The 12,633-nt window shown below is 51.9% G+C and carries 11 protein-coding genes; 5 read left to right on the plus strand and 6 right to left on the minus strand.

Going from position 1 to position 12,633, the window contains the following annotated elements:
* The first annotated feature begins 62 nt into the window (after positions 1-62).
* The 4 genes from V8I28_RS12070 to V8I28_RS12085 all read left to right on the plus strand — a co-directional run bounded on the left by V8I28_RS12070 (position 63) and on the right by V8I28_RS12085 (position 6,133).
* Positions 63-938 carry a LysR family transcriptional regulator gene (locus V8I28_RS12070; protein ID WP_341780344.1) on the plus strand — a complete coding sequence of 292 codons (876 nt, stop codon included), beginning with the start codon at positions 63-65 and terminating at the stop codon, positions 936-938.
* A 99-nt stretch (positions 939-1,037) separates the two neighbouring features.
* Positions 1,038-2,243, plus strand: coding sequence for an MFS transporter (locus V8I28_RS12075; RefSeq protein WP_341780345.1), 1,206 nt, complete (start codon positions 1,038-1,040; stop codon positions 2,241-2,243).
* Between the two features lie 1,272 nt (positions 2,244-3,515).
* Positions 3,516-4,376, plus strand: a complete 861-nt coding sequence (locus V8I28_RS12080; protein WP_341780346.1) for an AraC family transcriptional regulator — start codon at positions 3,516-3,518, stop codon at positions 4,374-4,376.
* A gap of 131 nt (positions 4,377-4,507) precedes the next feature.
* Complete coding sequence (locus tag V8I28_RS12085; RefSeq protein ID WP_341780347.1) at positions 4,508-6,133, plus strand: ABC-F family ATP-binding cassette domain-containing protein; 1,626 nt, start codon at positions 4,508-4,510, stop codon at positions 6,131-6,133.
* Between the two features lie 291 nt (positions 6,134-6,424).
* On the opposite strand, the gene V8I28_RS12090 is transcribed toward V8I28_RS12085, so the two are convergent.
* Both V8I28_RS12090 and V8I28_RS12095 read right to left on the minus strand, forming a co-directional pair.
* A complete protein-coding gene (locus V8I28_RS12090; protein WP_341780348.1) occupies positions 6,425-7,369 on the minus strand; it encodes a DMT family transporter in 945 nt (314 codons plus the stop codon).
* 93 nt (positions 7,370-7,462) lie between these two features.
* Entirely contained in the window at positions 7,463-8,404 is a 942-nt protein-coding gene (locus V8I28_RS12095) for a nucleoside hydrolase (protein ID WP_341780350.1), read from the minus strand.
* 179 nt (positions 8,405-8,583) lie between these two features.
* Between V8I28_RS12095 and V8I28_RS12100 the strand changes: the two genes are divergently transcribed.
* Positions 8,584-8,802 carry a hypothetical protein gene (locus V8I28_RS12100; protein ID WP_341780351.1) on the plus strand — a complete coding sequence of 73 codons (219 nt, stop codon included), beginning with the start codon at positions 8,584-8,586 and terminating at the stop codon, positions 8,800-8,802.
* Between the two features lie 132 nt (positions 8,803-8,934).
* Here the strand turns inward: V8I28_RS12100 and V8I28_RS12105 are convergent, their stop codons facing one another.
* The 4 genes from V8I28_RS12105 to V8I28_RS12120 all read right to left on the minus strand — a co-directional run bounded on the left by V8I28_RS12105 (position 8,935) and on the right by V8I28_RS12120 (position 12,607).
* Complete coding sequence (locus tag V8I28_RS12105; protein ID WP_341780352.1) at positions 8,935-10,653, minus strand: aryl-sulfate sulfotransferase; 1,719 nt, start codon at positions 10,651-10,653, stop codon at positions 8,935-8,937.
* Between the two features lie 323 nt (positions 10,654-10,976).
* On the minus strand, positions 10,977-11,192 hold the full coding sequence (locus tag V8I28_RS12110) for a helix-turn-helix domain-containing protein (protein WP_341780373.1): 216 nt from the start codon (positions 11,190-11,192) through the stop codon (positions 10,977-10,979).
* A gap of 150 nt (positions 11,193-11,342) precedes the next feature.
* Complete coding sequence (locus V8I28_RS12115) at positions 11,343-11,861, minus strand: amidohydrolase family protein (protein ID WP_341780353.1); 519 nt, start codon at positions 11,859-11,861, stop codon at positions 11,343-11,345.
* A complete protein-coding gene (locus V8I28_RS12120) occupies positions 11,816-12,607 on the minus strand; it encodes an amidohydrolase family protein (RefSeq protein ID WP_341780354.1) in 792 nt (263 codons plus the stop codon). Before V8I28_RS12120 ends, V8I28_RS12115 begins: the two co-directional genes overlap by 46 nt.
* Positions 12,608-12,633 lie beyond the last annotated feature (26 nt).

Genomic DNA, 12,633 nt, shown 5'->3' on the forward strand with positions numbered 1-12,633 from the left:
TAAGATAAAATTGGAATGAATAATAAGGCTATAACGATAGCTTATGACAAGGAGGTTTACCGATGCTCGATCACCGGTATCAAACGTTTTTGGTCCTTGCGACAACGAAATCCTATACGCAAACCGCGCAGCAACTTTATATTAGTCAGCCCGCGGTTTCACAGCAGATTAAGAATTTGGAGACGGAACTGAACTTAGAATTGGTCCACTACGAACGACCCCACTTGACCATCACGCCGGCCGGTCTGGAACTGGCGGCCTTTATCCAACGGGTGCAGGTGCAGGCCGACAAGGTGGTCACGACCCTGCAGCATCCACAAAAGACCCGACAGGTTACCTTCAGCACGACGCTTTCGCTCAGCGAATTTCTAGCGCCGCAGCTCATCACGCTTCTCCAGCAGCAGGATTATCGCGACATCAATTGTCAGGTGACCAATACCCAGGATGCGCTCCGAGCCATTGCGGCGGGCACCAGTGACTTTGCGCTGATTGAGGGCAACTTCGATAAGCAGCAGTACGGCTACGAGATTGTCCGGCAGGAACCGTTCGTGGGCGTGGTCGCCGCCGACCACCCGTTGGCGCAGCAGCCGACCGTGAGCTGGGCGGATTTGACGGCCTATCCCTTAATCAGTCGCGAGGTGGGGTCGGGGAGTCGCGAGATTCTGGTGAATTTAGCCCACGCGGCCAACGTGACTTTTGCCGAATTCCCCCAGGTGGTCACCGTGAACAATCTGGCCGCCATCCGCGAGATCTTGCTACGGGGGAGTGGCGTGAGCTTCGTCTACCGGTCGGTGGTGGCGGACGCGTTGCAAGCCGGAAAATTAAAGGTCTTGCCGCTCCAGGCCGGGCAACTCCGCCACGACTTGGACCTGGTGTATCCGCGCGAGAGTTATTTCGCGAAACGCTATCGCCAATGGGCCGCGGCCCTGCAAAAATAAACTTTTTCTGAGAAAATGAGCTAAAGGTTAGACAAGCGCCCCTAAATATTGATATATTTATCGTATTGTTGTAAAAAATATCGAGAAGGGGTGAGCCACGTGACGAAGAAAACGAGACGGGCCATTTTTATTTTAGTATTTAGTGAATTTTTAGTATGTTTGGGAATTAGTTTGGTCATTCCGGTGATGCCGTTTTTGAAGAATCAACTGCATTTAACCGCGACGGACATGGGGATTATGAGTGCCTTGTTCGCCTTCGCTCAGTTCGTGGCGTCACCCTTAATTGGGCGATTGTCCGATAAGATTGGCCGGAAGCCCGTGTTGACTGCGGGCCTCTTTCTCTTCATGGCCTCCGAAGTGCTGTTCGCCTTGACCAACCAGTTAATGGTCTTCAACATTTCGCGGATTATTGGTGGCCTGTCGGCGGCGATGGTCGTGCCCACGGCGATGGCGTTGGCGGCCGATATCACCACGAAACGGCAGCGGGCCCGGGTCATCGGCTGGCTATCGGCGGCCTTCAGTGGAGGTCTGATTCTGGGCCCCGGGATCGGTGGAATCTTGGCCGGTATCAGCTACAAGACGCCGTTCTGGGCGGCCGGGGCATTGGGCTTAATCAGCGCGATTGTCCTGATTAGCCTGTTACCGAGTGATGCGGAGACCAGCCAGATTCGCGATGCCGAGGCCCCCTCTGAAATGGTGGTTAAACCCACGGCGCACCCCATGACGCGGGAGTTCTGGACGGTACCGATTATCATCTTGTTCACGATGATTCTGGTGTCTTCGTTCGGCCTGCAAGGGTTCGAGAGTATCTACAGTATCTACGTGAACGAGGTCTTCCACTTTAGCCTGAGCAACATCGCATTAGTGTTGACCCTCAATGGGTTAATCTCATTATTCTTACAAGTCGCGATGTTTGATACCCTGGTCAGCAAGTGGGGCGAGCGCCGGGTTATCCGGGCCTGTTTCTTCCTGGCGGCCATCTGTGTGGTTTGGATTACCCAGGCACACGGCAAGGTGGCGGTGATGATTGCCACATTGATTATCTTCTCCGCGTTTGACCTGTTGCGGCCGGCCATTACGACGCTGCTGACCAAGGCCAGCGAATCCAATCAGGGCTTGATTAATGGCCTTAACATGTCGTTGACGAGTGTCGGAAACATTGTGGGCCCCATCATGTCGGGGATGTTGCTGGATATGAATCCGCACTATCCGTACCTGGTGGTCTCGGTCTTCCTGATCGTTTCCTACCTGATGGCCTTCCTGTTGAAGCGGCCGGATCAGTTGCAGTCGGCGGCGGAGAAGTAACCGGAATGAGTCGAGAAGCGGTTGACTGGGCGAAATGAAACCAGTCGACTCTTGGATGGCGTTTTGACTAGCTAAAGGTTGAAAGATAGAAATCGACTAAACTATGGTCATCGCGTAACTCATGGCGTTAAGTTTAGTCGTTTACAGTTTCGCAGTGGAAAGCGGTCGCCTTACCGTTCGCCAAATATGGGTTGGATCGCGGTGGGCGGACGGGCCGAGCCACAGTGTGATCTCGACACCTCACTTTGAGTCGAAAAATCACGTCTCAAAGACGCCAGTTCCCTAAGCGGCATGAACCGTGCCACTAAGGGAACTCCCACGGCTGAGCCCCTATTTGGCTCACTCTCGGCTACGAAAGTGCTGACCAGCAATCAGCGGCTTAACCCGACGTAACGACTAATTTGTCGATAAACGTCGGTGTTGCTGATAAACACCATCCCGCCGGAGATCGCCAGGGGTGGAGCCAGCTGTGTCGACGGTGTTAGCTGAGGTTCTTTCTCAGCTTACAGAGTGGGGCGACTTGGGAGACTTGCGGGTTTTACAAGGCTACCAAGCGAACCGGAAGCCCGCCTCTCAGGCTGGAGGTGTCCCCCATAGCAGGTGGAACCCCTGGCAGGCGTAGGCCTCTGGTTTCACTAATTTTAGTGGACAGAACACTGCCGTTCCGCGAATCAGCGCGTTGATTCTACTTTCAACCTTTAATTGACTAATCTAGGATTGCGGCATAAGAGTTTAGGCAGTCGGGCCTAAACCCTTTTTATTTGGCCGAAAAAAAACAGCCAGACTAGGTCTAGCTGTCCCCCCTAAAGCCTCCGATGGCCATTATCGATGGGCCGGGCAATTCGTGATACGGGTTCTCCCCACAGAACCGGCACTGTTGGACGGGTGACCGCTCCCCCAAGCGATCGACCGAATTGCGCGGCTGTCTACGTACGACCCAAAAGGTACCGCGTCGTTGGTTACGCAGTACCCCCCAGTAACGCGTAAGTCAACGGATACAATAACTTTCCTGAGATTATCAGTGGTTGGTGATAAGGCACACATACGAAATGGTAATGGTCCTTATCTGATGGTACAACTACATTGTACCGGGGATTGATCGCCGGGATAATCCCGGAATTTAAGAATTGCGTTACTTATTTTAACCACCTTGGTTGTTTACGTGGTATGCTATTGATACAAACGATTCATTGGGATTGGTCTACTTGGGGGTAATAGGAATGAATTCGGTTTCTTTACGAGGTTGTGTTTTACAGAAATGGGGGAGCAAACATGCCACAGCCGTATCATGAACGTTTAAATTTTACCATGCAATTGCCGTTACGGGTGATCAGTCACGGCACGGTTGGTCCAAAATTGGTATTGCCGCATTGGCATCAGGCGGTCGAATTGGCCTACCCGTATTGTGGGCACCCAGGAACGGTTCATATTGGAAACTCGACTTTTGAAATGGCGGCGGGTCACGTCTACGTGATTAACTCCGAAGTGATTCATAGTTACGAGACCTTACTGGACGAAGACAATCAGATTATCACGCTCCTACTGCCCTCGGCGTGGCTCCGCAACGTCGTGGACAATGAGCAACTGCCCATTTGGGGGCCAGTCGATCTGGATCTTCACGATGCGGCCTATCGGGGAATCGGGCAAGCCGTCGGGGTTCTGGTGGACAACGCCATTCACGAGCGGGATGGTCAGGCAGATTACCTCGCCAGTCTTGGTGCGGAGTATCAATTAGTGGGTCAGATGTTAAAGCAGTTGAAAGTTAATGGACAGGTTGATAATGATCAGTTACCACTGCCCGAGCCGCTCCGCGAGGCCGTGGGTGAATTGCAGAAGAACTACGGTGACCCGGTCTCTATCACGGATTTAGCGGCCAAGTTAAATTATTCCAGTGTTTATTTTTCCCGGTATTTCAAGGAATATATGGGCATCTCGCCCAAGGCCTATCTGGGTCAAATTCGGCTGGAACGGGCCACGGAATTGCTGATGACCTCGGACGATTCGATTCAGACGATCGCCACCAAGACGGGCTTTCGGACCGAAAAGAACTTCTTTGTCACGTTTAAGCAGCATTTCTTGATGACGCCCAAGACTTATCGTGACCGTTACGCGGCGCAACGTGCTTGGTCGTAGCGTAACCGTTGCTTGTGACGGTTATTTATGGTAGACTAGGCCAACATAACACAACGAATATGCGTGGAAACCAACGTTGCCGTTAAATGACACGTTGGTTTTTTATGCAAAAATCCAGGAGGTATCGTTCAATGTTAACCGTCAATAATGTCAGTATGCAGTTCTCCGACCGGAAGCTCTACGACGAAGTCAATCTCAAGTTCACCCCGGGGAATTGCTATGGGGTCATTGGCGCTAACGGCGCTGGTAAGTCAACTTTTCTCAAGATTATCGAAAACAAGCTCAAGCCGACGACCGGGACCGTTTCTATGGGCCCCAACGAACGGATGTCCAGCCTGAACCAAGACCACTTTGCCTTCGAGGACGAACTGGTCTTGAACACGGTCATTCAGGGACACAAGCAGCTGTACGATATCATGACCGAGAAGAACGCCATCTACATGAAGGCCGACTTCAGCGACGCCGATGGGATTCGTGCCGCTGAACTTGAAGCCGAATTTGGCGAAATGGGGGGCTGGGAGGCCGAGGCCGAAGCTAGCCAAATGCTCCAAGCCTTAGGCATCGACGAGTCGCTTCACCAAGTCAAGATGAGCGAACTGACCGAACCACAAAAGGTGAAGGTCTTGCTGGGCCAAGCGCTCTTCGGTCACCCCGACGTCTTACTGTTGGACGAACCGACCAACGGGCTGGACGTGCAATCCATCAGTTGGTTGGAAAACTTCTTGGCCGACTACGAAAACACCGTCATCGTGGTCTCCCATGACCGGCATTTCTTGAACCAGGTCTGCACCCACATGTGTGATGTGGACTTTGGTAAGATTACGCTGTTCGTCGGCAACTACGACTTCTGGATGGAATCTAGCGAACTGGCCGCCCAATTGAAGGCCAATGCCAACGCCAAGAAGGCCGACCAGATCAAGCAGCTGCAAGAATTCGTGGCGCGGTTCAGTGCCAACGCCTCGAAGTCCAAGCAGGCCACTTCTCGGAAGAAGCAGTTGGAAAAGATTACGTTAGACGACATCAAGCCCTCGTCACGGAAATACCCGTTCATCAAGTTCAATCCGGAACGGGAATTGGGCAACGACCTGGTGCGAGTCGAGCATGTATCCAAGACCATCGATGGCGTGACGATTCTAAACGACGTGAGCTTCACGCTGCGTCCCGATGAGAAGACAGCGTTTATCAGTCGCAATGACCTGACGACCACGGTCTTGATGCAGATCATTGCCGGCGAAATGGAACCGGACAGCGGGACCGTGACCTGGGGCCAAACGACCAGCACAACCTACCTGCCTAAGAACGTCAACGATTACTTTGCCAACAATGAGTTGACGGTGATCGACTGGCTACGGCAATTCGCGTCCAAGGAAGAAAGCGACAATACCTTCCTGCGGGGCTTCTTAGGGAAGATGCTGTTCTCCGGCGATGACGTTAACCGTGAAGTTGACGTCATGTCCGGGGGCGAAAAGGTCCGCGCGATGCTCTCCAAGATGATGCTGAGCAAGGCTAACGTGCTGTTGTTAGACGATCCCACGAACCACTTGGATCTGGAATCCATCACGGCGCTGAACGATAGTCTGGTCGGGTTCAGCGGGAGCATCCTCTTTACCTCGCACGACCACGAGTTCATCCAGACAATTGCCAATCGAATTATCGAAGTTAGTCCGAACGGGATTGTTGACCGGGCGGACACCACGTATGATGAATTCTTGGAACACGAACAGGTGCAGGCCAAGGTGGCTGCGCTGTACGAATAAACGAAATAATGATTGAGGACGCTGCTGTTGGGCGTCCTTTTTTATGCGATTGTGTAGAGAATAGCGGTGTAACCGGGATAGTCGGCCAGAACCTGATAGACGAGCAGAGCGAAAAGAAAAGGCGCAGGTCGGTTGCTAGGGCCAACTTGCGCCGGTAAAGATGAAAATCAAAGTAGAATTAGAGTCTCACGGTATGAGGCGGGACATCTGATGCCGAAGTGGGCTATTGTTAGCCATTTAAGCGGTCTGCGTTAATCCTTGCGCTCTAGCCACCTTTTGGCCTACGTTTGCCTAAAAGAGGCGAATCATCACTACACCGATAATCAAGACGAGAAGGCCAAACAGCTGGACCGGCACCACCGGTTTGCGGCGGGCGCCGAGCAAACCAAATTGGTCGACCAGTAGCCCCCCGGTAATCTGTCCCAGCAGGGCGAAGACCACCGTCTGGCCGGTCCCGATGATGGGGGCCAGGTAGGCGTTCCCCAGAACGAAGATGGCCCCGAGCATGCCGCCAATCCACAGCCACCACGGCTTACCATGGCCGGTTGCCCGGCCAATCTCGCGGAAGCCGCGATTGACCACCAAAACGATGACGAACAGACCGATGGTGCCAATCAGAAAGGAAATGAAGGCGGCATGAACGGCCGAGTGGAGGACCAGGCCGAGTCGTCCATTGATGGTGGTCTGCGTAGCCCCCAAAGCCCCAGTAAAGACCCCGATTAAGCGCCACACTAGCGGATTGCCCGCCGTGGATTCGGTGGCGAGCTGGCGATGTTGCCGCCGTCGGAGGATTTCCGGGAGGGCCACCGTGATGAGAATCCCTAGCAGAGCGAGCAGGAGTCCGGTTAATTTAATCAGCGTCAAAGGTTGACGATTGGCGTGAAACCAGCCAAAGTTATCGATAATTGACCCCATCACCACTTGCCCCAGAATCGGCATGATGGCGGTCTGGACGGCGCCAATGTGCGGGAACAGCAGGATGTTGGCCGTTAGGAAGATGACGCCCAGTAGCCCGCCGATCCAGATCCACCACGGTTGTGTGACCAGGACGTGGGGGGCGACCAGCAACGTGTGCTGGTCGATTAGGGTCATGACAGCGAGAAATACCGTCCCCACCGTAAACGAGACGAATGACGCCTGATATGGTGAGCCGATAAAGTGCCGTAACCGCGAGTTGACGGCAGTTTGAAAGGATACAATGATACCGATAGCGATGCCGATGGTAATCGGGAGCATGACTGATCTCTCCTTACGCGCCGAATTTTAGGGATGACCTAATAGCGAATGCGCCGCCGGTAAGCCGTGGCGGGTCACTACTCCCAGTATAGCCTATTTATCCGCCAATTTGGCCAGTTCATCCACACGGTTAAAGAAGCCATCGTGGTCCACGTGAGTCACCAACGTTATCGGGCGGCCGTCCGGCGTCTCGAAGGTGCGGCCACGGCCGGGACCGCTAACGAGGACGTCACTGCGTAGCTCACGGGTCGTCACGATGCCCGGCGTCTCACTGGCCACCGTGGTCAATACGTCCCACAGAAAATAGGTCGAGTTGGTCTCGAAATGTTGTAGGGCTGGGACTAACGCGTAACCCTGACCGATGAAATCCAAGGCAGGATGCTGACGCAACGTCGCCCAGTGTTGGCGAATGGCCGGGGTCAACGGCACTTGTCGCGTGCTCTCCAAGCCAACCATTTGGATGGGAATTGAGCTGTCCCAGACGGTCTTGACGGCGTCGGGGTCCCAGAAGGCATTCCACTCGGTGGTACCGTCTTGTTCGGGTTCCGCCACGTTGCCGCGGCCGTCGAAGGTGCCGCCCATCCAGTAAAGGCGGTCGATCTTGGCCGTGATGGTGGGATCGACCGCTAGTGCGCGGGCGAGGTCGGTCAGTGGGCCGGTCATGACCAGCGTGGTCTGGCCCGGCGTCCGTTGGATCTTGTCGATGAGGTCCAGGTGTGCGGGGCGCGTCGCCACGGGGGTGGTCACCGTCCCGGCTTCGTTGAGAATCGGCAGGGCGTCTAAGCTAAAGGCGTCCAGCCGCCATTCCTTGGGAAAGGGATGCACACCGCGGGAGTCGGAGGCCGCCACATCAAGCTGGGTGCCGTGGCCGAAGCGGTCGATAATTTTACGGCTGGCCGCCAATGCGGGTTCCAAGTAACAATCCGCGCCGATCACGCCAACGCCGGTGAGGTGGACATCGGGCATTTGGAGCAGCAACAACAGGGAAACTAAATCATCAACGCCGCCATCGTGGTTAAAGTAGACATTTCGCATCGGGATAATCCCCATTTCCGAACTTTATTTAATACATGTCAATCTATAGTTCATATATTACCGAATGCCCCTAGAAAACACAAGTAAAGTTTTCCACGAAATTTAGCCACGGTTAAGGAAAGACCGGTACACTGCTCTTTAGGCAATTAAAGCTGATCAGACGAAAGGATGGTAACGTGATGAAACCAAGTCGTTTAGAACCCAAACGGTGGCTAGCCTTAGTCGTTGCGGGCCTCATACTCTTTGCGGGTGGCGGGGGCACGGGCTACATGTTAGGGCAACAACAGGCCAAATCGGCCCAGACCACCCAGATGAAGAAGGCCCCCGGCGGCCTGAAGAATCGGCCGTCCGGGAAACCTAGCGGGATGCCCGGCCAGAGTAGCTCCAGTGGTAATTAGCGAACATTTTCGCCGATCGTTCATCAATTGATGAGTAGTCGGAAGCGAAAAGTTCTGGACAAGCTAAAGGAACCAGACTAACCGGCAAAAGCTGGTCAATCTGGTTCCTTTTTGATGTCTAGTTAGAGCGGCTTACTTTTCCTGAATGTCTTGTAAATTCAGGTTAGCCGAACCGGGATAGAGCGTCATCCGTTGCGCCCGGTAGCTCCAATCGCCGGATTTGAAGCCGGTCCGGTCGACATCGAAGACGATACGGTTGGTCTTGCGGTTGACTTCGACGAACTCGCTACGCTTGCTGCTATCCGCGTAGCCAAAGCCAATCAGCGTGTTGCCCTTGCCCACGGCGTAGCTGCTGCCGACAATGTTCGTGAAATTGCGTTTACCTAGCGTGCGCCCAAAGCTCCAGGTCTTGGTGACGGTCTTCTTGAGCTGGTTGATCGAGACGATCTCGCCGGCCGACCACTGCTTGGACTGCTTGGTCTTGCCCCGCGTGACCGGAACGTTGTTGTCGTAGAATTCCAGCTCAATCTTATCGCCGGTATTCTTCTGGGTGTTAATCAACATGACCGCGTGTTGACCGCCGTTGTAGCGGTAGTGCTTGGTCGTTGGCTTCAACAGGTACTTGTGGTAACGCTGTGGTAGCTTCTGAGGAGCTGCCAGAATCCACTTGAGCTTGGTGGTCTTGTAATTAATGGCCAACATCATATCCTGATTACGCCCGGAAATGATCAGATCGCCATTCTTGCGATTGTAGTACATGGAGTTCTGGTGGAACCAGTCAATCTTGCCGTCGGAACGGTGGGTGCCATCGTATTTCTCATAGGCCGACTTGGGAAGGATTCGTTTGAGGTCAATGACCTTCTTAATCTTTCCAGAGTTGCGGTCGATTTCAATCATGGTATCTTCGACAAACTTCTTACTTCCGTCGTCCACGGTAAGCAGGAGGTTGTGGTTCGGCAACTCGATGGCGTCGTGGTGAATCACGGTGTTGTTGGCCAATTTGGACGGATCGGTTCTCGATGGGAAGAGGCCGTTCATGTTGTACTGGTGGTACACGCGACCGTAGAAGTCGGTTTCCTGCAGGGCGTTAGACTTGGAATCGCTGGTCTTAATCTTGGTGTTAATCAGCAGGTGGTTGTTGGCCAACTGCTTGAAGACGTGGGAAATGGGTTTGGTCGAGTACCAGCGAACCTGTCCACGGGCATCCAGACCATAGGTGTAGCCGAGACTGCTGACGGCAAAGGTCAACCGAGTATTGCCGGTTCCCAGCGCCATCTGCTTGGGCTTACTGGTCTTGAGTGTGTTTTTCCCGATGGCCTTGGGGGCCGCGCCAGTCTTGAGCGTGTAGGTTGTCCGGGTGGTCGTCCCGTTCTTACGGGCAAAGGTTAACGTGACGCGGTTGGTCCGGTCGGCGTAGAGCCCCAGGACACCGACCGCGTGTTGGGTGCGATAACCCTTGAGATGCTTGGTGATGGTCGTGGCGGGCGTGTCGCCGTGAACGGTCAGGGTGACCTTCGTGGCCACCTGGGTCTTAACCAGGATGAGGCCAGTCAGCGGGGAGGTCTTGTAGGGATTCACGATGACCTTCGCATGGGTCGAACCGGGCTTGACCTGCTTGAGGTCGTGCCGGTAGGTCTTACTCAGCCGGTTGGTGGCCGTGGTGTTGGCGGTCGACAGGGCCGGGCGGATGTTTAACTTAATCTGATTGGTCGTCAGAATATCCTTCTTGGCGTAGTGCTGGTGGACCAGCAGGTAGCGGCGAATGTTGTGACGCTCGTGATAGGCCGCAGCGCCACCGACCACGATGAGCGCGAGTAGCACGCCAATCGTGATTTTCCAAAACTTCTTCATAGCTATGTAACTCCCTTTGTCTAAATTCCAGTGATAAGGTATTCCCATTCATTGTAGCAAGCCGTTCTGGTTGCGTGCAAGTTAATATTTTATGTCAGAAGTGGTTTATACATCATATAGATGGTGTGGTGATGGGCTTGCGACTGGTTCAGTTGGTGGGGGATTTTTGCCGAAAATTTTGGAGTGACGGCGTTCGATGGGCGGGGTTCATGGAAAAATGAACAATCCCCATAAGATTAGGCTTACTCGCCAATCTTATGGGGACTATCGGTTCTTGACTTAACGTTTAGGGAAGGGTTTTGCGTTGATTGAATTCACCGTGTTTACGAAAACTGGGAATTGATTTTCCGTTGTGTCTTTTCTGCGATTTGAGCCAATTCTTTGACGGTCAGTTCTTTACTACCATCTTCCATGGCGATAACTTCTCGCTCAGTTTGACCAATTTTTGTGGCAAAGTCTTTTACTGAGAGGCCCATATCGTTGCGTAATTGCCAAACAGCACGGCCGAGTTGTTGATTGAGCTTGGCATCTTCTTTAATTCGGTATAACTATTTGTTGATGCTTATCTATTTCAAATAGTATCTTTATCAATATCAAGCACGTTGTTGGATGATAACAGTAAAGCTAATACTATGTGGTTTATATGATTATTGAGAAAACGTTTGGATAACAACATTCATAAAACTACATTAGATTGACATGACTGCTTTTCCCGCAATCCAGATTTGTTGAATGTCTAAGGTAGCCTGAATATCTTCAAGTGGATCATTCTTCAATAAAACAAGATCAGCTCGCTTGCCACTAGCTATAGTCCCACGATCAGTCGCAAAGTAATCAGCTGGCGTCTTAGTTGCTGCTAACAAAGCTTCAGTGTTAGTTAAGCCAGCTTGTGTCAGCAATTGTAATTCATGATGAAGGCTGGCACCATGTGCTAGTCCACCTAAGTTAGGTGCTGGTTGCGATACATCAGTTCCTGCCAGAATAGCAACGCCACGGTTATGCAATTCTTTTACATTAAGCAGTGATGCTTGAAAGTCCATATTGGTAGCTGTACCGAAAGTTCTCGCTAGGTTTTCTTGCCATTCAGGTGCCAGTTTTGACATGACACGTTGATCTTTAAGCAAATTGGTTGGTAAATTTCCCGTCAATGAAGCATTTAAACTTAAACATGGTGTGACAAAAACGTGGTTTTGCGCAATTGCATCCAAAATTGCTGCGTCTTTTCATCACGTTCTAAAAACAAGTGTGCTAAGCCATCGACACCCAATTCGACTGCTTCCAGGGCAAAATCTTGTGACAAAGCATGGGCAATAACTAACTTGTTTTGACGGTGTCCTTCATCGACAGCAGCTTGTAAAACTTCACGCGGTAAAACTGGTAAAGGCGCTGCATTTTCATAACGACCATCATCAAGCATGATTTTAACATAATTAGCACCATTTTTAATCTGTGCATCGACAAAATGCCGGGCATCTTCTGGCGTTTCAATGTTGCCATTTTTCCCCTGAGCTTTTTTATGAGCTTCGATAAAGGCATTACGTTCTGATTCAGTCATTGCAGCCATCTCTTTTAGAACGCTGGCTGGGATACCAGCACCTTTTTGTAATTCACTAGGATGACCACCTTTGGCTGTGACCCCCATTCCGGCGGAACGAACATCTGCCATCAGTTGATCTGCATCTGTATGTTTACGCGAATTAGCTCGTCCCATCATTTCTAATTCAGTGGTAACACCAAATTTCAGTGAAGTAGCTAATCCATCTTGACTAGTATGGGTATGTGCATCAATTAATCCTGGAATCAGATAACCATATTGACCATCAACAATATCATCGTAATGATCATCTTGGCGATTAGTTACAGCAATTTTCTTGTCATCAATAACGAGATCCGTCAAGGCTGTATTTTGGCCGTCCTTAAATAAGTGAATATTTTTAATTAATGTTTTTTTCATGATAATACCAACTTTCTACATTTTGA

This window comes from Levilactobacillus sp. HBUAS70063 (genome assembly GCF_038374745.1).
Classification (GTDB): Bacteria; Bacillota; Bacilli; order Lactobacillales; family Lactobacillaceae; genus Levilactobacillus.